Consider the following 26717-nt stretch of genomic DNA (forward strand, 5'->3'; position numbering starts at 1 on the left):
AAATTCAATCCTTAAAAAAGGGCCAAAGGCCCTTTTATCAGTGAGTTGAAAGATATATATCAGCTAACTCTTCATATTGTTCGTCAAATGAACGAATGTGTGAGTGCGGGAGAAGAACAGATTCGTCTTTAGGCATCAGCTTGAAATGTTCAATAGTTTCAAGAATTGCTTTCTTTAAATTTTCAGCATCGTTATCGAAGGGTATGATCAATCCATTTTGGCCAGGCATGATATCCTCAGGCGCACCGCCAGCATCTGATGTAATAACCCAAACATTCCTGATAAGCGCTTCACGGACCGTTAGGCCAAAGCTCTCTTTAGATTGCGTTGGATAAAGCAGCACGTCTATGCCGTCATAAAAATCGTCCATAGTTTCTTGCGTGAACGCAGGAATGACCTTATGGTTTTTGAAATTAACAAGATCGTGATTATTGAAGGATGCATAACCAAGATTTAAAGTATTATCAACAATAGTTATCTGCGCACTTTCAGCTGGGATTGATTTAAAAGCGGATTTAATCAAATGGAAGCCTTTGATATCAGTGTTTCCCCCTACATATCCAAAGCGGACTATGGACGGGGCCTTCCTTTTTATTTCAGCTTTAGGTAAATTGACACCATTCTTATTCAATATTGCCTTTGCGAAGCCTTCATTTTTATATAACCCTTCGGTGAAAACACTTGGAGTTAATATTTTCGAAGCTAATAATAACGCTTTTCTTTTTTTCATCACATAGTAACTGTTACTATGCTCATCCGGTGAAGAATTTGAAAGAGCATGGTTAAATATCCCACGTGTCTTATGCTTATTGTCATAGCTAAGTATAAATTGGTGATCATACAGCCACCAATAGTCGTGAGCTGTAACGCTAATTTCTATGTTTTGCTGGGCACAAATTTCCAGCATTGAAATACCCAAGCCTTGAATAGAATGGAAATGAACCAAATCTGGTTTAACAATTTTCAAAATCTCAATGAATGCTTCATCAATATTATTGTTAATTACCTGGTTTTGTTCAGGAAGATAATTCGGTAAGCCAATTCCATAACATTCATGACCTAAGACACCATAACGACGCACTTGATAAGGTGTCGCATATTCTTCTGAAAGCGAAGTTAAGACATGGATATTTATTTTTTGATTGTCATCAAAACGTTTATTCATTTCTTCAGCAACAATTGTCGCACCGCCAAAAGACCGTGGATTATAGAAGCAGTTTACTGATAGTACATTTTTAACTGTTGATTCATTATGTAAACGTTCAAAACCACCAACTATCTTCTTAACCTGGTCATTTGCAACACTTTCAGGGGAATAATGATTCATTACAGAAGTTTTGGCGCTTTCGCCTATCAACTTACGTAAGTCAGAATTGTTAATTAATTCTGACAAAGCAGCAAACCATTCATTATCTGATTCGCATAGGAAACCATTCTTTCCATGTTCGATGACACGGCTGAATGTAGGCCTTGGGGAGCATATGCTTGGAATTGCGAGAATGGAAGCTTCTATAAATTTGATATTACTTTTTGAGTAGTTAAATACATAGTCTTCCAGAGGGGCAAGGCTAATATCGCACTCGGCAAGTACTTTAAGGTAATCTTTATAAGCACACAATCCGACACGTTCAATTTGTGAATGAACTTCATCGAAGCTTTCTGGGAGGTCTAACATACCTACCAAACGGAAATGAACGTTTTTATTTTGTTTGAGAATACTCAATATTGCATCAGAGGCTTCAAGAAAATCTATATTATGTGTCGTCGTTCCAGATCCATAAACGATACGAATGATACCATCTTCATCGCTTTTTCGACCCGGTAGGATTTCTTGAGCAGTTATTATTGTTTCAGGATCGAGCGCGTTTTCAACAACATAGGCATGCTTAGCTCCTGCCGCAACCATCGCCTCAGCAAGATCTTGGGTTGAGGCAATAGCCCCAGAACATTTCAACATGGCGCGCTTATAAAGTTCGGCACCTTCTAGTAAGGCTTTATAAGTATGCTCGTCAAGAGCCTGCAAGGTTTTACTTTCGCGTAGAATGTCAGCATCGAAGATAAGATCATCTACCTCCCAAAGAGTAGTGAGATTCAATCGTTCACATTCATCAAATACAGGGTCAACACTATCATAACCTGGCACACGGTAAAAAATCACAAGTGAGTGTGTTTGCAATGCTTCAATACACTCGTTTTGATGTGTCCAGTCCATAACAGTCGCGGATATACCCAGTTTTTTGAATAGCTCAACCTTTTGGTCTACCCTATACTTGCGACATTGCGGTATTGATAACTCGGCAATAATCAGGACCTTTGGTACAAGAATTTTTTCAGCAATAACACTCACTGCCTGAAGATTTTTACGCTCAACGATTATTGAAGCTTGATGCAATTTATTGACATATTTTAGTTTACTAACTATCCCATGAATACCATTACTTTGATAAATCACTTTTGCCCGTTGAAAACTGCGGCTAAAACCATAATTTTTATACACTCGGGTGGCGACTTCGATACCCTTCCTGACATATCTTAACTGGGAGATTAATTTACGTATAGGAGATGTAATTTTCCAACTGGATGAAGTAAGTAACGCATGATTATCATGAGACAAACGATGAATTAGATGGTCATTATCAGCTATTTTTTTATAATTTTGGTCAAGTTCTTTTCTCAAAATATCTTCAATACTTTTGAAGTATAAAACATCACGATTTAGTTTTTCAATTGATGCTTCGAGATTTTTCCTTTCATTAATGTGCAGTATATTACTTTCATTAAGACGTGCCCATTCCATTTCAGGAAAGGTAGGTAAATCACTGTATGGATTATTAATTTGATTTTGTGGGATATTCAGCGTGCCATTAATTTCCTTATGGCCTTGAACAACTAAATCCTCTTCTCCAGACACAACTCTTTTACCAAGAACATTTTCATCCTTAATCATTTTTCGAATTATACATAAAGAATTTACGAACTGAACAGAATGGATTTGGCTATAATCGACTTGATCAAATTCAGAGCAATCATAATGTTCATAAAAAGGCTTTAAATACGTACTTTCTGACTTTTGAATTCCCCAATGTTCATAATTAGGAATGTCTGCGAGTTTTTTCAGGAAAGACATCGAGGAGTATGGGTCGTAAAGACCACCTTCAAAATTTTCCCAATAACTACAGTGCAAATCCTCTATAATATAATAGCCATTCTCTTCTATCATAGGGAAATAAAGTAAAAATGACTTAATGATATCAGAAGAGTTATGTGAACCATCGTCAATGATTACGTTGAAACTCGATGAAATATCAGCTATTTTATTTTTTGCATTTTGAGTAGATGAGTCATCGATAACCACTTTGATTTTATCATTATTATATTCAAGCAATGCGCACTTCTCATTAATATCGCATCCAACGATATTCCTGGCATTAGGAAAATATTTATCCCAGATCTCAAGAGAGCCGCCGTTCTGAACACCAATTTCTAAAAAATTAATAGCCGACGATTGGAGATGTGACAGTGTTTCATGATAGGTTTCAAGATAGATGGACCACTTATCAGAAGATTTCCCTACATGCTCATCATAAAGTTCAAATAAAGTTTTCATTGAATTCCCAACTTTACATCATTAAATTTAATACCAACCAGTCCCCAGCGAACATCACTTGAAGAAACATTTATTATTACTGCATCGTGAAGCCAGTGATGTTGAACATGATTATTTATGTCACCATCTGCTAGTGAGATCATCATGGCGTATTCGCCATTTGGAAGCATCGGCAGCACAAAGTTGTATTCGGCATAAAAATGACTTCCCGCCGCTACCTCAGTTGGATAGTCATTAGTATAAGGCAATGTATTCTCGCCAAATAGCACTTGCCCAAGTCGATCTTTCACCAAAAAGCCTATGATTGGAGACGAAAGCGTTTGGTGAGCAAGGGCGTCAATCCGTAGTTTTACTCTCTCTCCACCTTTAAACACATGGATACTCTCTCCAGACTTTTCGTCTATGAAAGATGTGGCAACAATCTCACCATGTCCAGTTTTCCAGCCATTGGCCATGGACAAATTATTTTCAATTCCATATTGTGAATGATAATTTATGTGGTCACTGTTGTCCTGTATCTCTGCGGCATCTTCACTGTTTTCAGCTTCAATTACTTCATTTCTAACGCTCTCTAACTTGGTATCGTCACCATAGGTTTCCTGCAATGTATACTGCAGATATTTCTCAGCAATATCTTTTGCTTTTCCAGAGGTAACCATTTCACCTTTATGGAGCCAAATAGCTTTATCGCATAGATTTATTACCGAGTTCGCATCATGGCTGACGAAAAGCAGAGTGCCATTTTCTTTGAACTTGCGTATAAAACGCATACATTTCTGTGTGAAAACAGCATCGCCTACGGCTAAAGCTTCATCAACAACAAGAATATCTGCGTCTACATGCGCAATGACAGCAAAGGCAAGACGCACATACATTCCGCTGGAATATGTTTTAACAGGCTGGTCAATGTAATCACCAATATCTGCAAACTCTAAAATACTTTGATAGCGAGATCGAATTTGTTCATTGTTAAGTCCATACAAAGACGCTGCCATAAAGATATTTTCATGGCCCGTAAATTCAGGATTAAAACCCGCGCCCAATTCTAATAAAGCCGCAATTTTACCCTTGACTTTAACTTCACCATCTGTCGGTGTCAGCGTTCCGCAAATCATCTGTAATAAAGTTGATTTACCAGAACCATTTCGTCCAATAATACCTACCGTTTCACCTTTTTTCAGGCTGAAAGAAACTTGTTTTAATGCCCAAAACTCTCGATAGAGTTTTCGCCGGCCACGGTAAAACATTTGAAATAGACGATCTTTTGGCGTGTTGTAAATCTGGTAACATTTACTCAGCCCTGTGATTTCAATGATATTATCAGATGACATCTGCAAACCCCTTGCGAGTTCTCTGGAACCAGTAGAAACCAAACCAGCAAACCACACTACTAAGAACCATTCCTTTGATCCAAGGATAGATTTCCGGGATTCGTCCCCAATACATCACTTCCCTAGTCTGCTCAATAAAATGCGCTAAAGGATTAAGTAAAAGTAACGAGCGTGCTTCAGGAGGCAGAGCAGAGGTAGGGAAAAATATGGGTGAAAGGAACATAAGTACCATGGTGATAATACCTACTAATTGACTAACATCCCTCAAATAGACACCCAATGAAGCAAGTAACCAGCTCATTCCCATTGTCATTAATATCAACGGTAACAGAACAAAAGGCAGAAGAAGCAATGTTACATGGGGCATTCCAACTTCAAAAATATAAAAAACCAACCATACAATGCAACTAATCAAAAAATGAAAAAGTGCAGCCCCCATGTTGACCCATGGTAATATCTCCAATGGAAATATCACTTTTTTTACATAATTTGAATTTGCTATGATTGTAGAAGGTGCTTTGTTTATGCATTCTGAAAACAAGTTGAAGATAATCAAACCCGAGAATAAAACTAAAGCAAAAGCTGACTTAGAAGTGTGACCTTCACTCCATTTGGCCTGAAATACCACACTAAATACAAATGTATAAACAACTAACATTAAGATCGGTGTGAAAAAAGACCATAATAGACCAAATACAGATCCTCTATAACGACTAATGACCTCACGCTTCGTTAACGTATAAATTAAACGCTTGTTTTTATATGCACTCGATAATAAATCAACTGACGTTTTCACTAAAACACTCATTCGAAAACCTCAGCATTTTTAAACTCTGATGCTAGTAGGTCCTTATCGGAAAGCAGCACATCTTCAGTTTTCCAATCGATACCGATTTCAGGATCATTCCAAAGAATAGATCTTTCACTATTCTTAGCATAATAATTTGTTGTTTTATAAACAAACTCTGCTGTATCACTCAACGTCACGAAGCCATGAGCAAAACCTTCAGGAATCCATAACTGCCGCTTATTTTCAGCATTTAAAATCACACCTACCCATTTGCCAAAACTAGATGAGCTTTTGCGTATGTCTACTGCAATATCAAGCACTTCCCCTTGAACACAACGGACCAACTTACCCTGAGCATCTGGGTCTAATTGATAGTGGAGCCCACGGAGTACGCCCTTAGCCGATTTGGAATGGTTATCCTGCACAAAATTGACGTGACGACCAACCGATTCATCAAAAAATCGCTGGCTGAAGCTTTCAAAAAAGAACCCACGCGTATCACCAAATACAGTAGGTTCAAAAATCAGGACATCAGTTAGTGATGTTGTGATAACTTTCATATAATTACCCTTCAAAAAGCAAGCAGGAGTTTATTTTTTAATTAACCCTAAGATATATTTACCATAACCATTTTTTGCATAAGGTTTGGCTAATATTTCCAACTGCTCAGTGCTTATGAATTTTTGCCGCCATGCAATTTCTTCCAGGCACGCAATTTTCAACCCTTGACGATGCTCGATTGTTTGAATGAAATTACCTGCTTCAATCAAGCTTTCATGAGTCCCAGTATCAAGCCACGCAAAGCCTCTACCCATAGTTACTACAGATAGCTTTCCTTTTTCGAGATAGGCCTGATTTACATCTGTAATCTCAAGTTCACCCCGCGGGGAGGGTTTCAAATTTTTTGCGATTTCGACAACGCTATTGTCATAGAAATAAAGCCCAGTAACAGCATAATTACTCTTTGGCTTAGCCGGTTTCTCTTCAAGAGAAATTGCTGTTCCTTCACCATCAAACTCTACTACCCCATAACGCTCAGGGTCCGTTACGTGATATGCAAATACTGTTGCACCATCTGTTTTCTTTTTAGCTGCATCAAGTTGAGGAAAGAGATCGTGACCATAGAAGATATTATCACCAAGTATCAATGCGCAGTTATCTTCTCCAATGAACTCTTCACCCAGAATGAAAGCCTGAGCTAATCCGTCAGGACTTGGCTGTACTTTGTATTCAATGGTTATGCCCCATTGTGATCCGTCACCCAACAGGCTTTCGAAGCGAGGCGTATCCTGTGGTGTGCTGATGATTAGAATATCACGGATCCCCGCAAGCATTAGTGTACTCAGCGGGTAATAAATCATTGGCTTATCATAGATAGGCAGCAATTGCTTACTCACAGCCATAGTTACCGGATAAAGCCTTGTTCCGGAACCGCCCGCTAAGATAATGCCTTTATTCTTCGTCATAATGCTTTGCACCAATTTAACAGCATCTTCTGATGCCGGTTTTTTAGAATTTATCCGATGATTTCCGTGAGCATCCGCTCTACGCCGTCATGCCAGTCAGGAAGCGTTAAGCCAAAACTCTGCTGGAATTTAGCCGTATCCAGTCTGGAATTGGCTGGTCGCTTAGCCGGGGTAGGAAATGCCGAAGTGGCCACTGGATTGATTTTGTTGACCTTCAACCCCAGTCCTTTCTCACGCCCGGTAGTAATAACAAATGAAGCGTAGTCATGCCAGGTGGTCGTGCCGCTGGCAATCAGATGATAAATGCCTGAAAGCTGTGGCTCCCCTTTCGCTTTGCGAATAGCGTGCGCCGTGCAATCTGCAATCAAGTCTGCGCCGGTTGGGGCACCAAACTGATCGTTGATGACCGAAAGCTCTTCTCTGTCCTTAGCCAGCTTAAGCATCGTTTTGGCAAAGTTGTTGCCCTTAGCGGCATACACCCAACTGGTGCGGAATATCAAATAGTTGCTACAAGCCGCTGCAATGGCTTCTTCACCATCACGCTTGGTTTTACCATAAACACTGAGCGGTTCGGTCACGTCGGCTTCTGTCCAGGGTTGCTCACCCTGGCCATTAAAGACATAGTCTGTCGAATAATGTACCAATAACGCCCCAACTTCTTCCGCCGCGGCAGCCATTGCAGCTACGGATGAGGTGTTAAGCACAGCAGCAACTTCAGGTTCAGACTCGGCCTTATCAACCGCGGTGTGTGCGGCTGCGTTGACGATCACGTCCGGTTTAATCGCTAAAATGGTGGCGGCGATGCCTTCGGCATTGGAGAGATCGCCACAATAGGTCGTTGAGTGACGATCCAGAGCGATAAGCGTGCCCAGCGGTGCTAAGGCTCGCTGTAACTCCCAGCCAACCTGACCATTTTTACCGAGTAGAAGAATCTTCATTAATCACGCTTCTCGTAGTTTTGTTCAATCCAACTCTGATAGGCACCGCTTTTGATGTTATCGATCCATTCATTATTGGTCAGATACCACTGGACGGTTTTACGCAGACCACTTTCGAAGGTTTCCTGCGGTTTCCAGCCAAGATCCTTCTGGATTTTGCTGGAGTCGATAGCATAGCGGCGGTCATGACCTGGACGATCGTTCACATAGGTGATCAAATCGGCATAGCGACCTTCAGTTGGCTGAAGCTCGTCCAGCAGCGCGCACACAGTCTGAACCACTTCGAGATTCTGTTTTTCATTATGGCCACCAATATTATAGGTGGTGCCCACTTCGGCTTCAGTGACCACTTTGTACAGCGCGCGCGCATGATCTTCAACATACAGCCAGTCACGGATCTGGTCGCCTTTACCGTAGACAGGCAATGGCTTTTTCTCCAGCGCATTGATGATAATCAGCGGGATTAATTTTTCCGGGAAATGGTAAGGACCGTAGTTGTTAGAGCAGTTGGTGATGATCACCGGCAGCTTATAAGTGCGTCCCCAGGCTCTGACCAGATGATCGCTGGCCGCTTTGGTTGAGGAGTACGGGCTGCTTGGTGCATAAGGCGTGGTTTCCGTAAACAACGGCAGCTCACCGCTCATCTCATCGGGATGAGGTAAATCGCCATACACTTCATCGGTGGAAATATGGTGGAAACGGAAAGCCTGTTTTTTCTCATCGCTAAGCGTGTTCCAGTACTGACGGGTTGCTTCCAGCAAGGTATAGGTGCCTACCACGTTGGTCTGAACAAAGTCAGCAGGTCCGGTGATGGAGCGGTCAACATGGCTTTCCGCAGCCAGATGCATAATGGCATCCGGCTGGGTTTCGTTCATCACTTTGCTCAATCCGGCGCCGTCACAGATATCCAACTGGAAGAACTGGTAACGCTCACTGTCGCTGACATCTTTAATGGATTCAAGATTGCCCGCATAGGTCAACTTATCCACGTTGATTACGGAATCCTGCGTATCTTGAATGATATGCCTTACAACTGCTGAACCAATAAAGCCAGCGCCACCAGTGATCAAAATCTTCATAGCAAGTCTCTAAACGGAAGTGATATGGAACAATAACCGTAGATTATTGAGTTTATCTGTACATGTAAGCTGGAAGAAATTTGGGCACGCTACCGCCCCTGGGTAAGCAGCCCCAGTGTGCAATCGGCATTTTCTAGTGCATTCCATGCTGGTTTGATCGTAAACCGTGCAAGCGATGAGGAAACTCACCACCTAAATCGCTGAAAAAACGTCCTTTTTTTAAGCAATCCAGCTCTGACATGACACAGAGATACAACCCGTAATTGTATCATTCAGTAATTATGAAAACTAACTAAAATGAGAACAATCCGTACAGCTTACAGGCGATTAATCAATCGCCAGCGCGATTTGAACCTATCAAAAGTTCTAAGATTAATAAGTCACCTAAATGGCGGATATCCGTTCATATCTCTACCGTCCGCCTTATCTCCAGGGTTGAATTGTAGACAACACATCGACTGAACTGCTGCATTTCTCTGCCGATATTTTCTCAGGGACCAGACAGACAAAAGCCCAGCATTAGCTGGGCTTATCATCAACGCGTCAGAGGCGCTTATTTATAACCGTTCGGATTCTGGCTCTGCCAGTTCCAGGTATCGCGCATCATCGCATCGATACCGCGGGAGACACGCCAGTCCAGCTCTTTATCTGCCAGTGAGGCGTCAGCCCAGAACGCGGCGAGGTCGCCGGCACGGCGTGGTGAGATCTGGTATGGGATCTCGCGGTCGGCCGCTTTCTCAAACGCCTTCACCATTTCCAGCACCGAGTACCCTACTCCGGCACCCAAATTGTAGGCTTTATAACCTTCAACCTGGCCGATATGATCCAGCGCTTTCAGGTGACCTTCGGCCAAATCCATCACGTGGATGTAGTCGCGTTCACCGGTGCCGTCTTTGGTTGGGTAATCACCGCCAAAGATGCCGAGCTTCTCCAGACGGCCAATAGCCACCTGCGCGATGTAAGGCAGCAGGTTGTTAGGAATGCCGTTTGGATCTTCGCCAATCTGGCCAGATTCATGTGCACCGACCGGGTTAAAGTAACGCAGTGCGATGGTTTTGAAATCCGGGTTAGCTTTCGCGTAGTCACGCAGAATGAACTCAACCATCAGCTTCGACGTGCCATAAGGGCTGGTCGTGCCGCCGATTGGCGTGGTTTCGACGTAAGGTACGGGGGCATCGGCGCCGTAAACGGTGGCGGAAGAGCTGAAGATAAACTGGTTTACGCCAGCAGCACGCATCTCTTCCAACAGGACCAGGGTCCCGGTGACGTTATTCTGGTAATACTCCAGCGGCATACGCGTGGATTCACCTACCGCTTTCAGGCCGGCAAAGTGAATGACTGCGGTGATGTCATGCTGGGCGAACAGGTCGCGCAGGCAGGCACGATCCAGAATGTCGCCTTCACAAAATGTTGCCGTCTTCCCTGCCAGTTTTTCAACCCGGTTGACAGATTCACGTGAAGCATTGCTCAGGTTATCCAGTACTACAACGTCGTCGCCACGCTGCAGCAGCGTAAGCACCGTGTGGGAACCGATGTAACCAGCGCCGCCCGTTACTAAAATAGCCATGTTGACTCCTTGCAACCACGCCAGAGCGTGGCCACGTTCAGATTGCGGATTACTTCGCCAGGATTGCTTTGATTGATTCGCGGAACTCACGTCCCTGCGCATTGTTTCTCAGACCCCAGGATACGAAGGCTTTCATATATCCCAGTTTACGGCCGCAGTCAAAGCTGGTGCCGGAAAGCTGATGCGCATCAACAGGCTGCTTTTTAGCGAGGTTAGCGATGGCGTCGGTCAGCTGGTAACGTCCCCATGCACCTGGCTCCAGGTTTTCCAGCTCGGTCCAGATATCCGCGGACAGCACGTAACGGCCTACCGCGGCCAGATCGGAATCCAGCGCCTGTGGATGTTCTGGTTTTTCAACGAAGTCGACAATCTGGCTGACCTGTCCTGGGTGATCCAGCGTCTCTTTGGTTTTAATAACCGAGTACTCAGACAGATCGGCTGCTGGCATATGGTGAACCAGAACCTGGCTGCGTTTGGTCTCTTCAAACTGCGCAACCATTGCGGCCAAGTTGTAACGCAGGGGATCGGCTGTTGAGTCATCCAACAGGATGTCTGGCAGCACAACCACGAAAGCTTCATCGTGCAGCATCGGACGCGCGCACAGGATGGAGTTAGCCAGGCCCAGCGGCTGTGGCTGGCGCACGTTCATAATCGTTACGCCCGGAGGACAGATCGATTTTACTTCGCTCAGAAGCGAACGCTTAACGCGGGCTTCCAGCAGCGCTTCCAGTTCGTAGGAAGTGTCAAAATGGTTTTCAACCGCATTCTTGGACGCGTGGGTGACCAGTACAATTTCCTTGATCCCTGCTGCAACGCACTCATCGATGATGTACTGAATCATCGGCTTGTCGACGATTGGCAACATTTCTTTAGGAATGGCTTTTGTAGCAGGGAGCATGTGCATACCCAGACCCGCAACGGGGATAACTGCTTTAAGCTTGGTCATATTTTTTCCATATAAATGAAGTAAAAAACGTATAACGATTATGCATTAAAGAGATGATTCACAAGTATAATCTTAATCTGAAAATTAAGCAGCGGCTGCTTCACAAATCTGCCAGCCATTTTTAGAGCGCATCCGGCTGTTCCTGCTGAGCTTTTAAAATAAAAAAGGCGACTGCCGAAGCGGTCGCCTTGATATCTACTGCGTCTTTTCAGATTAAAGCCAGCCAACAAACCATTCGGGTTGTACAAATAGATTGAAATAGCTGACCAGCGCCATAATGCCGACAAACACCACCGCTACCGACATCCACTGCCGGGCATACGGCATAAACGGAATGCCAATCACCGGCTTGATGAAGAACGGATGCGCAAAGGCAGAAATCAACACCTGCGAGATCGACAGCGTCAGCGCTACGTACCAGACATTTGGATAGATCCACGTCGTTGCCAGTACCGCGACCACAATGATACTGGCCACAATGTTCCAGTAAAACTCGACGTTAGTCCGGCCATTGGCCTGCGATATCGCGCCGGTCAGGCCGCCCATCGGACGCAGCATGCCAAACAGCAGCATCAGTGGGATCAGATGTCCGACCGCTTCATGCGCCGGGCCGTAAAGCAGGCGCACAATCACCGGTGACAGGATACCAATCGCCAGGTACATCAGGCTGCTGAACAGCATGATCATGAAGGTGCCCTTCAGGAACAGCTTCTGCAACTGCGCGGGCTCATGCTGCGTTTCCGCAAAACGCGGCAGCGCCAGACGGTTGATCACCGGCGTCACCAGCTTCAGCGGTTGCAACACCAGCTCTTTCGCCAGCGAGTAAATCCCCAGCATGTCCGCACCCATCACTTTACCGACAATCAGTGAGTCAGCCTGGGTACGTAACTGGTTAATGGTCTGCGAGCCGAGCTGATAAACGCCGTACTTCATTGAGCTGAAGAAGGTGGCTTTATCGAACTCAAACGTTGGCCGCCAGGATTTTTCACCAAACCAGATCATGCACGCAATGCGCATGGCGGCATTAGCGAATAAGCCGAGAATAACCGCAGCCACATTTAACGAGCTGTAATACAACATCGCTACGGTCAGCGCAAAAGCAAGAAACTTAGTGACCATTTCTATTTTAGCCAGCAACACCATCTTCTTGGCTTTAATAAAATGCGCCTGATATTGCGACAGCGAACCTAACACCAGGAAGTTTAAGCTGGTCAGCATAATCAGCCCGGTCAGTTGCGGTAAGTGATAGAAATACGCAATCGGCCAGGCGATGGCGATCAGCAACAGTCCGGTCAACAGGCTGAGCAACACGTTTACCCAGTAAATGGTGCTTTGCTCTTTGCGGGTAATGTTCTGGCGATGCACGATATAGCTGCTCATCCCCATATCCTGCAGCACCATCGCCACCGCGAGGATGGCATTGATAATCGCCAGAATCCCCAACTCATGCGTTTCAAGCTTTCGGGCCAGTACGCCTAACTGGACGACTTGTAGCACCGCAGCAAAACAGGTGCCTCCAAACAGCCATGCGGCCTGGTTTTTTAAACTACTCACGCAAGTTGCTCCAACAATTGTGCCAGCTCACGATAGGCAATGTGTTGGTTGAATTCCGTTTCGACTTTCTCCCTGGCCGCCGCAATCACCGGCGCTACGTCCACATCACCTTTCGCCAGCTTCAATAAAATCTCACTCAAGGCTTTCGCGTCGCCTTCTGGTGCCAGCCAGCCAGAAACGTTATTTTCAATCAGCTCCGGGATGCCGCTGTGGTCAGTCGACACCACCGGCAGGCCAACCGCCATCGCTTCCATCAGCGCGACGGGAATCCCTTCCATATCGCCATCGGCAGCGGTCAGCGAAGGCAGCAGGAAAATATCGGCTTCATCGAGGTAACGCTTAATCTCTTCCTGTGGCTTGAAGCCCACCATCTTCACGCAATCTTCCAGACTGGCGCTGCGAATGGTGTTGCGTAACTCATCTTCCATATCACCGTTGCCGATGATGGTGTATTCAAAGTTCGCGCCTTGCGCCTTCAGGTATTTGCAGGCTTCAACCGCCACGCCCAACCCTTTCTTCTCGGTCAGGCGGGCAACAGAAACGATGCGTAATGGCGTGTGCAGCGCCTCACGGACTTTCATATTGAATTTTTCAGGTTCAATGCCCATGCGGGTCACATGAATCTTCTCCGGCGGACAGCCCATGGAGATCAGCTTGTTCTCCCACAAATGGCTGATTGGCAGCAGCAGTTCTGTCTGACGGAAAAGATTGGTGTAGTCCAGCTTATGCTCTTCCAGAATATGGCGGCGGGAGATATCCGCGCCATGGAACACCGTCGCCTGTTTGCCTTTCAACACGTTCAGCTCACGCAGTTTGTTGGCCAGCGCACCGGCATAGCCAAAGTGCACCAGGAAAACATCCGCGGTGAAGGTCTGCTTAGCATGGGCAACAATCGCCGGCAGCAGCAGCTTGCTGGACTGGGCGCCGTAGCGCCCAACGTTGAAGGATTTGAGCGTGGTCAGGCTGAGGATTTTTGGCAGCACAATCTGCAAACGCTGCTTCAGCTTTTCCGCGTTAGTTACCTTCTCTTCCGGCAGAAGATAATGGGTTTTCTCCGCCAGATTGTAGCGATCGAACGCACCGTGCCGGTTTACCAGGTCGCCAGGAAACACCGAGATGATCTCAACGTCATAGCCACTGTCGATAAAGTGGGTGACCTGGTTCAGCACGAATGTTTCCGACGAGACCGGAAAACGCATTGTGAAAAAAGTTAGTTTCATCGGTTCACCCTAAAATCTTGACGACGTCTTCGGTGATTTTATTCCCCAAAACCCTCTCCTGCTCTACCGCGCTATCAACCTGCTGTTTGACCACATCATAGTTATCGAGAATGCCGTTAACTTTCGTGATGATGCTGCCATCCATCAGACTCTTCACATCGGTAGCCATTTCTGGCAGGCCGAGCTGGTTCATCACGCCGAGCGATTTGTGTTCATAGTTAATCGCCACGGCTGGGGTGCCGAAGTTCATGGAAATGATTGCAGAGTGCAGACGAGTGCCGATTGTTAAGTGGCTACGTCCTAAAAGGATACCCAATTCAAGGTCATTAAATTCGTCCATGATGACATGGTACTTATCTTTCTGAACGACGTGGTCGCGCAAGGTCATCGCCACCATACGGTCGTCTTTATTGTAACTGTCGATACCGGTACAGGTAGACAATGCCACTACCTGATAACCTTTGTCGATCATTGCATTGATCACCTTACCAAACGCCATCTCATACTCCTGCTGGGTGACGCCAAGACGTTTGTCAAATGGCGCCAGCTCACGCACGGTAATCGCGATGGTTTTTGTTGAGGAGATCAGCTGCTGCCAGTGCAGCAGGTTATGGCTTGGTTCTTCAACTTCACGGGCACGCACCAGGAAGGCGGTATCGGCACCTTTGACCACTTTTTCGGTGGTGATGCTACCCTGCTTCATCATGTCCAGGCTGACGCTTTCACGCAGCACAAGGCTGTTGACGCGCGAGAAGACAAAGTTAGCAATCTCGTTGAATCTTTCTTTCTGGAAAGGCCCAACGCTGTGGCCGATCATATAGATAGGCTTTTTAGCCAGTAATGCACACAGCGAATGCTCAAACTGCAGCGGACCATACAGGTCAACGAAGAACGAGCCGCCGACCTGAATAATGGCATCGTACTGCTTCAGCTTGTTGGTAAAGTCCTGCAGGTACTTGGGTACCGCCATTGACTTAAACAGTCCACTTCCGCTGATGTGCGCCATCATGATTTTTGGCATCAGACGACGTTTAACTTTGTCCATAAACTTGTTTTTCCCTTTCTTGGTTTCAAGAAAGAGTTCATCCGGCATGATCTCCTGCTGCAGCAGATAGCCTGAGCTGGTTGGATAGCGACTGATTACATCAATTTCCAGATCGGTCCTTGCGAGGTTAAGCGAATCAATGAGCCCGCGTAAAATAGCGCCATCACCACGATTACCACACGTATGATTGCCAACTAATAAGATCTTCATAAAAACTCCAGAAATAAAATTTTTGTAATTTTACAGGCTATCACTAACCATAAGTGGTTAATTAATAAGTATTATTGTTCGAAACCCCGAACGCTCATCAATACAGCTGTACCACCTAATGCCCGCTGAGCCCCTCCCTGTCAGAAAGGCGGACAACGGGCAGTGACGGCAGATTGTTTTCCGCCGTATCCTTGATTATTTAAGGGCAAAGTAAGGCATGGCGACTTGCTTACCGTTAATCACCATTGAGACATAACCTTCCGGTTGTGCCGTGTTCACCTCATCTGCTTTCAGCAGACGAGATTCCAGTAAAACATCGCCTTGTTCATTGGCACCGATACCCGCTTTGCCGTTGTGAAGCGTAAAACGCTGCACCGCATGGTGAGCATCAGCACCGGTCGGCGCTTTGGCAAACTGCATCTCGCTATCGAAGCGGGCGCATTTGCCGGTCATAAAGCGGTCTTTGGCAGTGGACTTCATCAGCACGCCGGCTGACGCCAGCCAACCCGCTAACTTCACGAAAACGCGCGTGTCGGTGTCATACGGCGTAACGTACATCACGTCGACGATCGGGCTGGCCCCTTCGGCATGCCAGCTGGCCTCAAATTTATGCGTCTTACGCTGCAAACTGATGATCGCTTTGCCGCCGGTGCTTTTGCCGTCCACCACCTGGGTGAGCACGCTTTTATCGGTGCCGTTGCTGAACGACGCCTGACCAAAGATTTCGATTTCCCAGTTATCACCGACATCAGGCGAATAGATATTGCCCAACTCATACCATTTTTCCTGATTGGTATTGTTGATGATGCGGAAGCGCGAGGTCAGGTAGTTGTATTTCATGCTGCCGTCGACGGCGACGCCGTAAGACTCAACGCGCGTCGAACCCCGCTCCCAGGCACCGAGCAACTCTTTACCCTGCTGCGAGTTATCAATCCAGCTGCCGGACTGCAGGCTGGTCTGACGCATGTTCAGACGGGCAAAGTGGGCAATCAGCGGGTTTTTACAGGCTTCCAGACTCAGCGCATCGATAATCCACTGGCCGTTAGAGATGTTGCCTGGGTTCTCGGTATGTTCGATCCAGCCGTTATGGATGATCGACTGACCGCAACGCTCCAGATTCAGCACCATCCCTTCGGTGCAATACTGCGCATTGAAGTTAGACAGCTCGATGGCCGTGCTGTGGTCCCACTTGCCCTGCGGCAGATTTGACCAGATGGATTTGATCACATCGCCGGTACAGTGGGTGGCATACCACTGATCGATTTTACAATCGAGGGTATCCATCAGGCTAAGTGAGGTGCCGCCCATGCGCACAAAGCGTAAGGAGGCGCCACGGAAGAACTGGCCACCCTTACATTCGTTGAGGAAGAAGCCCTGCTTGTTAGGCTGCGTGTCGGTGCGACCATTGACGTTCAGGTTGCTGATTTCCACCCAACGGGTGTTCACTTTGAAAATAAAGTCCGATTTCCCGTCGGAAACGATATTGGTCGCCGGGAAGTAACCGAAATTGACCATTGCCCCGGACACGCGGAAGAAGCGGGTCTGTTCGCCGGAGAAGTCACAGCCACTGACAAAGAAGGTTCCGGCCGGGAACTGTACGCAAATCTGCTGGTTCGCCTGTTGCGACCAGTTGTACATCGCTTTGATCGCCGGTGCCGCATCGGTTTTGCCATCATCGATAGCGCCGAAATCAAACAGCGTCAGACGGTTAAAATCTTCAACAACACGACGCCAGTGATAACCCGGACCGGAGAAAATCACCCCGCCATCGTCACGGCCCGCTTCGAAGGTGCCGACGAACTCACCGCCGCCCTCTTCCAGACCGTCGTGCCAGCTGCTGAGTTTGACTTTCGCCCCTTCAAACAGCGGACGCGTTTTACGCAGCTCATCAACCGACGGGATTTCGCCAATCAACTGATAGCCCGCAGGCTGTGCCAGACGCTGGCTGAAATTGTTGGCACCCGGACGGGAAACATCGGGAATGTTAAACAGCGATTTACCGCTGTCATCAACCACCGCCATCGAGTGCGCCGGATCGGCGATCAGCGCGGCATTGTCATCAATAAACTGCTGGAAGTTACCCTTATTGAGCGCAATCGGCTGCTCAATTTTAGACAACTTGCCGTTGGCATTTTTCAGAAAAACATCAATCAGATTACCTGCCTGAGTCGGGTCCGTACCGGCTTTACCGATATAGAGCTTACCGCTGAAGGTTTTCCAGAAGCGGTCAGGCATGGTGTAAATATTTTCAGGCGTCAGGACCGGCACATCCTGCTTCGGCACATCTCCCGGGGAGACATCTTTCAGCGAAACAGAGGCCTTTTTATCAGCGGCCTGACTGGAAAACGAGCTCACAGAGAGGGCTGCAAGAATCGATGAGAAGCCGGTAATTAATTCTCTTCTTTTCATTCAAGTAATCCCATAGTCAACAGACATTATTGAGGTGTGGCGTGAATTTGATTTCCAGAGGCAGTTCTTCACAGGCCGGCCTCAGGCTAGCCTGTGAAGGTGCTTAACAGTTAAACCAGAGAGAGCCAGCTTTCTTTAATCACCTTGCCATCAAACTTCAGCGAGGTGGTTTTGGTCTTCTCACTCATGGCGTAGAACAGCTCGTCGTTGTGTGCAAGCTGGTTCATTTTTGCAATAAAGGTTGCACGGTCGTTCATTGGCACCAGGAAGCCATCGACGTTGTCGTTGATGATTTCCTGCGGCCCGGTTGGGCAGTCATAGGCGACTACCGGCATTGACCAGGATTTCGCTTCCAGCAGGACCAGCGGCAGGCCTTCGTAACGTGAGGTCATCAGCGCCATATCACTGTCGCGGTAGTAATCGTTGATATTGGAAACGCGGCCAACAAACGACACGCTGTTGCTGATATTCAGGCTTTTCGCTTGCGCGATCAGCGCATCTTTCAGCTCGCCGTCACCGGCAATCACCAGTGTCCAGTCCGGGTTGGTCGCCACAAAACCCTGCCAGACGTCCAGCAGCAGATCGAAGCCTTTCTGGTGGTCCAGACGGCCGACTGCCAGCGCCTGACGGTTGCGCGTGGTTCTTTCGAAGTTTTTGAATACCACCGGATTGGGAATGGTCTTGCTGGGGATCCCCCACTGCGTAAAGACGCTATCGTCTTTATCGGTCAGTACGATGACGCGATCGTAATAACGCAGCATGAGATATTTGAGGAATTTAATCGGCTTGCTGAAGGAATTAATCGCAATGTGTTCGCAGGCGTAGGTTTTGGCTGTTTTCTTTTTCAGTGAAAGCATGTTCCAGAAAGCAAACATCACGCTGAGGCGACCCATGCTGATCAGGAATACGGTGTCGAATCCCTGCTCGTTGATGCGTTTTACCGCACTGCGGATCGGGTTTTTCTCACCTTCAAAACTGACAATCTGCTTCACTTTCTCGAAGGGATAGAAGGTCTTACCTGAGCCTTCGAGGGAGTAAATCACCACTTCATGTTCATCGCCTAAGCATTCAGACATAAAGTTGCATATGTTCTCGGTTCCGGCGTAGGAATAGGCGTCTTTAATCACCAGCACTATTTTTTTCATCGCGGACTAACCACCTCTGTCACATCAATGTTAAAAACCCGGCCCGCAGCGCCAGTCAGTGGCGAAGTGCGGGCCGGGTTACGGTGTTCGTCTTTCTCAGACTGAAACGTTTCAAGCCACAGCAATCATCTGTGCTTAAGCGTGAACAAAACGCCGTTAACCATGTACCAGACGTAATAGTAATACACTTTTAGTGGATTGTTTTTATAGATAAATCTTAATAACTCAAGGTGCCACTTCGCCGCTTTGTTTTTATTCCGCGAAAGGGAGTCACCCAGCTCGTAGTAAACGACCAGATTTTTCTCAATCACTCGCGCCTGCTTGTACTGTTCAAACAATTCGTAGAGGAATAAAAAGTCCTCGTGCCCCTTTTTCTGGAACATAATATTGCGCGCCGGGCGACGGAAACAGACCGATGAGAAGCAGATACGGAACTGCTTTTTCACAAAATTATCTTTCATCAGGTAGGGCTTGCTGTAGGTCACGTCGTAAGACTTGGTGCGGGATTTATAACCGTAATGGGAAATGACCAGATCGTCGCCGGCGGCCATCGCCTGAGTTTGCAACATCAGCTTATCTTTTTCCCACTCATCATCACTGTCGAGGAAAGCGATAATCTCTTCGTTCGCTGCCAACAAACCGACATTGCGGGTTTCCGCCGCACCGAGGTTCACCTCGTTACTGAGGATAGTGATACGGGCGTCGCGGCAGTGCTCCTGCACAAAGGCCAGCGAGTCATCGGTGGATTTATCGTTAATCAGATAGATTCGCCAGTCTGTCCAGGTTTGATCAAGTACCGATTGTACTGCCCGCAGAACCGTGTCCCGCGCATTGTACATGGGGATGATAATGCCCACTGTGCCGATTTGATTTGTCATCTGATTTCCTGAATCTGCATCGCTGAAGCGTAAAAATGGAAAGAAAAAAGGCCATAACATTCATGGCCTGTGAAGAATTCGGTGCGCGTCTGAACTACATCCCTGCCGCAGGCGGTGGCGTAAACGGCAGCGACGGTTTCCTGAACTTGAATTTCATAAACGGCTTCTCGATATACAGGTAGGTCAGCTTCGACAGGCTGAACGACACCACAAAGAACACCGTACAAAACAGCAGGCAAGAGAGCCACGACTCTTTAAGATAGAAGACCGGGATCTTCTTCATGAAATACAGCACGATGCCATGCATCAGATACAGGCTGTAACTCACTTCCCCTATCGACATCAGGATTCTGTTTTCCAGTATGCCGAAAATCGAATTACCGCTGCACGCCACGGCGAAAATAATCGACAACGAGGCAAAGAAGAACAGGTAGAACAGCGCATTACTGGTGAACAATAATGAGAATGCCGCGAGAAATACGCACAGCGCAGCCGCCGGTTTTGACTCTTTCAGCGGCGCCAGCAATGAAGCGTAGCGGTAGCAGAAGAAGCCGGTGGCAAAACCCAGTACCGGACGCGGATCGCAATACGACTGGCTGTTGAGGCGAATGCCGTAACCCACCGCAAAAATGGCGGCAATGCTGCCTAAAACCAGGGTGGTGGTGTGCTTTCTTTTGGTCAGAATATTCAGGTAATACACCAGCGGAATCGAAGCGTATAGCAACCATTCAATGCGTAATGTCCACTCGACGCCCGCGTTTACAGCGGAAGTGTTAAAGTCACCAATATGGTAGTTGCCAACAAACAGCATCCACATAACGAAGTCTTTCAGGGTGGTCAGTTGGTCCGGCAGCTCGCCGTTGAACGCCCCGATCGTAAACACCACAAATCCGGTAAACCAGAACATCGGCACGATACGCTTTACCCTGGAGGTGAACAGGCCGGAGGTGCTGTATTTCTCGGAATAGATCAGTCGGTAAAACAAAAAGGCTGAAATCATAAAGAAGATCAGCACACCGAACTTGCCGGCGTTAACAAAGAAATTCCCTTCTGAGAACCAGGAGAAGTAATCCTTGTTATAAATCCAGTCATGATCGATGGAATATAAGTAGTGCGCTACGTGTGAAAAAGCGACAATGGCGGCCAAAAGACATCTCAACCCAGAGAGACTCTTCACCCCCTTATCGTTATAAATCCCTTTATCAAACGACAACCCTTTGAGGATTAAAACAGACAACGACAGTGAAATTACCATCATTAAAATGTACATGTTCTTATTTTTGCTCTGTGTAAATAACAGTTATAAAGAACTACCTGTATTGGGCCAGTTGGTGTCCAAACCCTTTATCAAGCAGTTGGAAGGTTTGCTCAGCCTTGTTTTTGTAGAGACTCTCGGACGGATGAATACAGTCTGCTGACATTAATGATTGCCAGTTATCCAGCGTCTTAATCCGGTTGTACTGCGTAACTAAAGGAACAGAGAGTTCGCTCGCAACTTCAGCCAGTTTTATCGCATACGGACCTACATTCCATTTCTCCGCTTTTCCACACAGTGGGTTGGGTTCCTGTAATACCACCTGTTTGCCATTGTTCCTGGCAATAGTGACCAGTTTAATCATGATGGCTTTATAGTCGTCCGGACTTTCAACATACCCGTCCATATCATTGAAGCGATAATGACGGGCATCATTGATGGCGTAATTCAGCAGCACCAGTTTTGCCGGCGACTGCTTCATCTGCTGGTCCCACGGCATTTTACTGCCATGCGTGCCGCGCAGCAGTTCCAGTGCTTCGGCAGAAGGAATGCCGCGGTTGACCACCTCGACCCGCGAGCCATATTTTTCCTGAAGCGCCGCGTTGAGGAAGCTGATTTCATTATTTTTCAGGATGGTTTGCCGGCCACCTTTCGGCGTGGTCACGCCCTGGGTGGTGGAGTCGCCGTAGGCTTCAATCACAAAGCGATCGCCAGCACTGGCCGAGAAAGCCGTTGCCGGCAATAAAGCCAGCGACGTTAATACGATAAGTTTCTTCATTCCCAGCCCTGATTAGTTGGTCAGACGGAAAGTATCAGAAACGGTGTAACCCACGACGGCCTGTTTCACCTGGATGGTGTTGTAATAGAGGTAATACGCGACGATCAATAACACCATCATATAAACCGGCAGCTTCAGCACCCTTTTGGCGTAGAACACCAGCGTGGCCAGCACAATCGGTTCAACCTGCAACAGGTAGTTCGACAAACGCGCGCCTGACGGATAGTCATAGAAGAAGATCCTGACCGCACCACCGATTGAGAAAATCAGGATGATCAGGTAGTTAAAGCTGTATGCCTGCCAGTCGGTCTCTTTCAGCTTTCTTGACAACATAAAGTAGCAGAAGACAAAGACCAGAATGATGTTCTTAAAGTTAGCGATCGAGAATACCGACGTCGGCTCGGTCGAATCCCCGTTACTGTAGTCCGCCGCACGTTGTCCCAGCCCCCCGAGATGCGAGGAGATCAGCTGAACAAAGTTATTCCCGCCGACTTTGGATAACGGCACGCTGACCAGAATAATCATGATCGGAATAAACGGCGACTTTCTGATAAACAGGAACGGAATAATGGTGACGGCAATGACCGCGGTGTTATGGCTGAAGAACGACAGCAGGAAGAAGGCAAACGCCCACATCTTCTCGCCGGTAAACAGGAAATAGACAAAGCCGAGGAAAAAGGCCGAGCTAAGTCCGAAGCGGATCTGGTTCATATCTTTGTTGATAAAGATATGCGCTGAGTACAACGCCAGCGTCAGGATCGGGTACGGAGAAAGCCTTTTAAAGAATGCGGCGTTGATCGAGACCGAGATTGCGCAGTAGATGAAAATCAGAATATCGGCGTTTTTCGACACCACACTGGCAATAAAGGCGATAACAAAGGTCAACGGCTCATAACGGAAGAAGGCAATGGTCTGCCAGACGCCGTTCACTTCAATACGTTGCAGGAAGTCATGATAGAAACTGCGGTACTGATAGTCATCCATTCCCGTTCCGAGTCCGCGGATACCGCCAAAGACAATCAGAACCAGAACGCAAATCAGAAACAGGTACGTGGAGATTTTTTGACTATTGTTATTCCCCTTCGTAATAACTTCCAGTATTGAAAGTAATGCGATGAACCCTGAAATATACCAGTATGGAGACATTTAAGCTTTCCTTATATTTTCCAGCTTAATATACAAATTTTCTTAGATTTTATGGGTAAAACTTGCAGTGTGTAGTTGCTCATCCCAACAGGGTAAAATTGCCCACAACGAGACGTTTCCGTGTTCTGTTGCCGGTTTACTTGTTTCCCAGTCGCTCTTTGAATTTGTCTTTCAGGCGATTGATGAAATAGGTGCGGTTATCTTTATTGGTCAGGAAAAAGTAACGCATAAAGCTGACGCTGGCATGCAGCGACTTGCCATCCATCTTGTAGCGAAGCGGCAGCTTGTAGGCGCGGTAAGTATTGATATCGCGCTGCGTCAGGTAAGGCTTCATGTTATCCAGCCAGAATTCGGAATACTTGACCGACTCACCTTTGTGCTTGGAACCAAATTTGGTCACCAAATGGTAGTTAGCCAGCGGCTGGGCAATCATCACAAATTCATAGCCCTTTTTATCGGCACGAATGCAGAAATCGTAATCCTGATGACGGATGTACTTCGGGTCAAATTTAATGTCTTCAGCATACTCACGCTTCAGCACAATGGTGCTGGTCTGAATAAAGCCGTAGCAACCGAACAGATATTCAGCAACGGTTTCGGTCCGTGCTACCGGCTGCATTGGCATCACCTTCAGGAAACTTCCGTCCTGAACGATGTTCACCTGGCTGAAAATAATAAACTTCTGTTTGCCCTGCGCTTCCAGCTTTTGAATTTCTTTCAGCGACTCAAGCAGCTTGTCTTTATGCCACTCATCATCCGCATCGAGGAAGCTGATGTAATCGCCGGTCGCCAGTTCGATACCTTTATTACGGGCACCGGATCCGTTCAGCTTCTCCTGCGACAGCACCAGATTAATCTTCAGCTGGCTGTATTTCTCTGCCTTCACCACTTCCGCCAGTTGCTCAGCATCGGCGGATTTATCATCAATGATGATCACTTCAAAGTTTTGGTAGGTTTGCGCGGCTACGCAGTCAAGCGTGGTGACAATTGATTCGGATGCATTGTATGCAGGAATGACAATCGAAAAGAAAATATCCTTCATTATCAGGCACCTTTTAAACGTCCAGATGAAACGGCCTAACGAATAACTCCCCTGCCCTGCGGCTCAAGGGGAGCAAATTAAAAGAACCTTTCCCGGTCAAAGCGAAAAGGTTCTTCTTTATTACTTAGCTTTTCGCATCCTGCTTGTACTGGTAATCGTAATAGTCATAACCGTAGCCATAGGCATTGGAGGCTTTACGTACCACGGCGTTAAGGATCACGCCCTTAATTTCAATACCATTCTGTGCAAAGCGCTTGTAACTGATATCCACTTCTTTCAGCGTGTTGGTCTCGAAGCGAGCCACCATCAGTGAAGTGCCTGCCAGCTTGCCGATAATAGAGGCATCGGTAACGGCCAGGATTGGTGGGGTATCAATCAGCACCAAATCGTAGTTCTTGCTTGCCCACTCCAGCAGGTCGTTCATGCGGCTGTGCATCAACAGTTCTGAAGGGTTTGGCGGAACCTGACCACGTGGAATGAAATCAAAGCCGAAGTCGCCGCGCTGTACCAGGTCAGTGGTGAATGGCGTTTTGCCAGACAGCACGTTAGACAGACCGACTTTACCGCTGGCGCCTAACAGTTCGTGGGTATAACCACGACGCATGTCACCATCGATGAACAGCACTTTCTGACCGGCTTTCGCCACCAGGGTTGCCAGGTTGGCACAGATAAAGGTTTTACCAATACCCGGGCTGGCACCGGTGATCATCAGGATGTTGTTTTTGGCTTCCATCATCGCGAAGTGCAGGCTGGTACGCAGGCTACGAATCGCTTCAATGGACAGGTCAGTTGGATTGCCCAGCGCCAGCAGCGTGTTGTGTGGGTCAGTTTTGCCCTGCACATTACGTTTGGTGAGCGCTTCAGCATCCTTCTTACGCTGCCATTCGGACAGTGGGACGCTGGCGTAAACGCTCATGCCCAACTCTTCCAGCTGATCCGGACGGTCGATACCGTGGTGGAACATCGCTTTCAGCACGATATAGCCAACGGAGAACATCAGGCCCAGAATCATGCTGGCTAAAATCAGCAGCATTTTCTTAGGTGCAACCGGGCTACCGGCGGTTTCGGCGGTGTCTACAATGCGAACGTCACCCACGGTACTGGCTTTGCTGATGTTCAGTTCCTGTTGGCGGTTCAACAGCTGCATGTAGATTTCCTGACCGGCCTGCACATCACGCGTCAGACGCACGATATCCTGCTGGGTCTGCGGCATCTGGCCGATTTTGGTGTTCAGCTTTTTCTGCTCATCCAACAGCGTCTGGCGTTTTTCTAACAGCGCGCGGTAAGTCGGGTGATCTTTCTTGAACAGCTGAGACACTTCGGCTTCACGGAAGGTCAGTTCGTTCAGCTGAGTCTGGATGCTGACAGAAGAGTCCAGCGCAGACTTCGCTTCCAACGACATATCCACCGAGTCATTCGCACGACGGTAGGTATTCAGCTTGTCTTCTGCTGCGTCCAGCTTGCCACGCACATCCGGCAGCTGCTTCTTCAGGAAGATCAGGCTTTTCTCAGCTTCTTCAGATTTACGCTCAACGTTCTGGCCAACATAGTTGGTGATAATCTGGTTCAGCACCTTGCTGATCTGTACCGGATCCTCACCGTTGTAAACCAGACCCAGCACGCCGGTGTCTTTGCCTTTATCCGCAACGTTCAGGTTATCGTTAACCATCTTGATAGCCTGCAGCTCAGAAAGCTTGGTCGCGGTGAACGTGGTGCCGGCATCAATACCCTGAATGGCTTTAACCATAATGGTTACGCCTTTCTGGTTTTCTACCTCACCCACTTTGCCTTTAAACAGCTCGTCACCATCTTTGCTGACGGTGTAGCTGTCCGGGCCGTTGACTTCGATTTCAACGTTACGTTTTTCCCAGTCCATCGGTACGGTCAGCAACGGCACGTCCAGCGTACCCGGCTTGTTACCCGCCATACGTGACAGGCCCTGGCCAATCACCGGCAGGTAGTTCTGCTGTACCAGCACGTCCAGACCCAGGTCATGAACCGTTTTGCCGATAACCATACGTGAAGTCACAATCTGCACTTCCGTGTCAGACGTTGGCTGCGCGTTTGGCATCATTTGGGTCAGGTCGTTCAGCACGGTGTTCGGGTTTTTATTCTCTACCTGCACCATCGCATCCGCACTATAGATAGGCGTGGCGAACAGGCTATAAAGGGTCCCTAACAACATAAAAAGCGCTGTGACAGCCACAATTACCCAACGATGGTCTACCAGTTGTCCCACAAGATGCGCCAGATCCCATCCATTGGAATCGTCTTTTTGCGCGGACGGTGCCTTACTTTTTATATTCATGGA

The 26717-nt window shown here is 47.2% G+C and carries 20 protein-coding genes; all 20 read right to left on the reverse strand.

Annotated elements, in window-relative coordinates:
• Positions 1-37 precede the first annotated feature (37 nt).
• Complete coding sequence (locus EBC_RS16335) at positions 38-3607, reverse strand: glycosyltransferase (RefSeq protein ID WP_013202938.1); 3570 nt, start codon at positions 3605-3607, stop codon at positions 38-40.
• Positions 3604-4938, reverse strand: coding sequence for an ABC transporter ATP-binding protein (locus EBC_RS16345; protein ID WP_013202939.1), 1335 nt, complete (start codon positions 4936-4938; stop codon positions 3604-3606). The genes EBC_RS16335 and EBC_RS16345 overlap by 4 nt, the downstream gene beginning before the upstream one ends.
• Entirely contained in the window at positions 4928-5746 is an 819-nt protein-coding gene (locus tag EBC_RS16350) for an ABC transporter permease (RefSeq protein ID WP_013202940.1), read from the reverse strand. Before EBC_RS16350 ends, EBC_RS16345 begins: the two co-directional genes overlap by 11 nt.
• Complete coding sequence (gene rfbC / locus EBC_RS16355; protein ID WP_013202941.1) at positions 5743-6288, reverse strand: dTDP-4-dehydrorhamnose 3,5-epimerase; 546 nt, start codon at positions 6286-6288, stop codon at positions 5743-5745. Before rfbC ends, EBC_RS16350 begins: the two co-directional genes overlap by 4 nt.
• Positions 6289-6318: 30 nt before the next feature.
• Positions 6319-7194, reverse strand: a complete 876-nt coding sequence (rfbA, locus tag EBC_RS16360) for a glucose-1-phosphate thymidylyltransferase RfbA (protein WP_013202942.1) — start codon at positions 7192-7194, stop codon at positions 6319-6321.
• 50 nt (positions 7195-7244) lie between these two features.
• Positions 7245-8132 (reverse strand): dTDP-4-dehydrorhamnose reductase, encoded by an 888-nt coding sequence (rfbD, locus tag EBC_RS16365; RefSeq protein ID WP_013202943.1) that lies wholly within the window; start codon positions 8130-8132, stop codon positions 7245-7247.
• Positions 8132-9211: a dTDP-glucose 4,6-dehydratase gene (rfbB, locus tag EBC_RS16370; RefSeq protein WP_013202944.1), complete on the reverse strand. Its 1080-nt coding sequence runs from the start codon at positions 9209-9211 to the stop codon at positions 8132-8134. The genes rfbD and rfbB overlap by 1 nt, the downstream gene beginning before the upstream one ends.
• A gap of 553 nt (positions 9212-9764) precedes the next feature.
• Positions 9765-10778, reverse strand: a complete 1014-nt coding sequence (galE, locus tag EBC_RS16375) for a UDP-glucose 4-epimerase GalE (RefSeq protein WP_013202945.1) — start codon at positions 10776-10778, stop codon at positions 9765-9767.
• A gap of 49 nt (positions 10779-10827) precedes the next feature.
• Complete coding sequence (gene galF, locus EBC_RS16380) at positions 10828-11724, reverse strand: UTP--glucose-1-phosphate uridylyltransferase GalF (protein WP_013202946.1); 897 nt, start codon at positions 11722-11724, stop codon at positions 10828-10830.
• A 213-nt stretch (positions 11725-11937) separates the two neighbouring features.
• Positions 11938-13278, reverse strand: a complete 1341-nt coding sequence (locus EBC_RS16385; protein ID WP_013202947.1) for a lipopolysaccharide biosynthesis protein — start codon at positions 13276-13278, stop codon at positions 11938-11940.
• Complete coding sequence (locus EBC_RS16390) at positions 13275-14498, reverse strand: glycosyltransferase (RefSeq protein ID WP_013202948.1); 1224 nt, start codon at positions 14496-14498, stop codon at positions 13275-13277. Before EBC_RS16390 ends, EBC_RS16385 begins: the two co-directional genes overlap by 4 nt.
• A gap of 4 nt (positions 14499-14502) precedes the next feature.
• Positions 14503-15753, reverse strand: a complete 1251-nt coding sequence (wcaK, locus tag EBC_RS16395; RefSeq protein ID WP_013202949.1) for a colanic acid biosynthesis pyruvyl transferase WcaK — start codon at positions 15751-15753, stop codon at positions 14503-14505.
• A gap of 195 nt (positions 15754-15948) precedes the next feature.
• Positions 15949-18162 carry a phage tailspike protein gene (locus EBC_RS16400; protein ID WP_013202950.1) on the reverse strand — a complete coding sequence of 738 codons (2214 nt, stop codon included), beginning with the start codon at positions 18160-18162 and terminating at the stop codon, positions 15949-15951.
• 110 nt (positions 18163-18272) lie between these two features.
• A complete protein-coding gene (locus tag EBC_RS16405; RefSeq protein ID WP_013202951.1) occupies positions 18273-19307 on the reverse strand; it encodes a glycosyltransferase family 4 protein in 1035 nt (344 codons plus the stop codon).
• 125 nt (positions 19308-19432) lie between these two features.
• Entirely contained in the window at positions 19433-20185 is a 753-nt protein-coding gene (locus EBC_RS16410) for a glycosyltransferase family 2 protein (RefSeq protein ID WP_041692062.1), read from the reverse strand.
• Between the two features lie 94 nt (positions 20186-20279).
• Positions 20280-21455, reverse strand: coding sequence for an acyltransferase family protein (locus EBC_RS16415; protein WP_013202953.1), 1176 nt, complete (start codon positions 21453-21455; stop codon positions 20280-20282).
• A gap of 40 nt (positions 21456-21495) precedes the next feature.
• Complete coding sequence (locus EBC_RS16420) at positions 21496-22218, reverse strand: SGNH/GDSL hydrolase family protein (protein ID WP_013202954.1); 723 nt, start codon at positions 22216-22218, stop codon at positions 21496-21498.
• A 12-nt stretch (positions 22219-22230) separates the two neighbouring features.
• On the reverse strand, positions 22231-23364 hold the full coding sequence (locus EBC_RS16425) for an EpsG family protein (RefSeq protein ID WP_041692063.1): 1134 nt from the start codon (positions 23362-23364) through the stop codon (positions 22231-22233).
• A gap of 136 nt (positions 23365-23500) precedes the next feature.
• Positions 23501-24406: a glycosyltransferase family 2 protein gene (locus EBC_RS16430; protein ID WP_013202956.1), complete on the reverse strand. Its 906-nt coding sequence runs from the start codon at positions 24404-24406 to the stop codon at positions 23501-23503.
• A gap of 124 nt (positions 24407-24530) precedes the next feature.
• The gene (locus EBC_RS16435; protein WP_013202957.1) at positions 24531-26714 is read right to left on the reverse strand and encodes a polysaccharide biosynthesis tyrosine autokinase; all 2184 of its coding nucleotides are present in this window, start codon (positions 26712-26714) and stop codon (positions 24531-24533) included.
• Positions 26715-26717 lie beyond the last annotated feature (3 nt).

The sequence above is a fragment of the Erwinia billingiae Eb661 genome (assembly GCF_000196615.1).
Taxonomy (GTDB): Bacteria; Pseudomonadota; Gammaproteobacteria; order Enterobacterales; family Enterobacteriaceae; genus Erwinia; species Erwinia billingiae.

Bases quoted from the DNA above. Each gene is read 5' to 3' on its own strand.
- EBC_RS16335 (WP_013202938.1), bottom strand. From the start codon at position 3,607: ATGAAAACTTTATTTGAACTTTATGATGAGCATGTAGGGAAATCTTCT.
- EBC_RS16345 (WP_013202939.1), bottom strand. From the start codon at position 4,938: ATGTCATCTGATAATATCATTGAAATCACAGGGCTGAGTAAATGTTAC.
- EBC_RS16350 (WP_013202940.1), bottom strand. From the start codon at position 5,746: ATGAGTGTTTTAGTGAAAACGTCAGTTGATTTATTATCGAGTGCATAT.
- rfbC (WP_013202941.1), bottom strand. From the start codon at position 6,288: ATGAAAGTTATCACAACATCACTAACTGATGTCCTGATTTTTGAACCT.
- rfbA (WP_013202942.1), bottom strand. From the start codon at position 7,194: ATGACGAAGAATAAAGGCATTATCTTAGCGGGCGGTTCCGGAACAAGG.
- rfbD (WP_013202943.1), bottom strand. From the start codon at position 8,132: ATGAAGATTCTTCTACTCGGTAAAAATGGTCAGGTTGGCTGGGAGTTA.
- rfbB (WP_013202944.1), bottom strand. From the start codon at position 9,211: ATGAAGATTTTGATCACTGGTGGCGCTGGCTTTATTGGTTCAGCAGTT.
- galE (WP_013202945.1), bottom strand. From the start codon at position 10,778: ATGGCTATTTTAGTAACGGGCGGCGCTGGTTACATCGGTTCCCACACG.
- galF (WP_013202946.1), bottom strand. From the start codon at position 11,724: ATGACCAAGCTTAAAGCAGTTATCCCCGTTGCGGGTCTGGGTATGCAC.
- EBC_RS16390 (WP_013202948.1), bottom strand. From the start codon at position 14,498: ATGAAACTAACTTTTTTCACAATGCGTTTTCCGGTCTCGTCGGAAACA.
- wcaK (WP_013202949.1), bottom strand. From the start codon at position 15,753: ATGAAGATCTTATTAGTTGGCAATCATACGTGTGGTAATCGTGGTGAT.
- EBC_RS16400 (WP_013202950.1), bottom strand. From the start codon at position 18,162: ATGAAAAGAAGAGAATTAATTACCGGCTTCTCATCGATTCTTGCAGCC.
- EBC_RS16405 (WP_013202951.1), bottom strand. From the start codon at position 19,307: ATGAAAAAAATAGTGCTGGTGATTAAAGACGCCTATTCCTACGCCGGA.
- EBC_RS16410 (WP_041692062.1), bottom strand. From the start codon at position 20,185: ATGACAAATCAAATCGGCACAGTGGGCATTATCATCCCCATGTACAAT.
- EBC_RS16415 (WP_013202953.1), bottom strand. From the start codon at position 21,455: ATGTACATTTTAATGATGGTAATTTCACTGTCGTTGTCTGTTTTAATC.
- EBC_RS16420 (WP_013202954.1), bottom strand. From the start codon at position 22,218: ATGAAGAAACTTATCGTATTAACGTCGCTGGCTTTATTGCCGGCAACG.
- EBC_RS16425 (WP_041692063.1), bottom strand. From the start codon at position 23,364: ATGTCTCCATACTGGTATATTTCAGGGTTCATCGCATTACTTTCAATA.
- EBC_RS16430 (WP_013202956.1), bottom strand. From the start codon at position 24,406: ATGAAGGATATTTTCTTTTCGATTGTCATTCCTGCATACAATGCATCC.
- EBC_RS16435 (WP_013202957.1), bottom strand. From the start codon at position 26,714: ATGAATATAAAAAGTAAGGCACCGTCCGCGCAAAAAGACGATTCCAAT.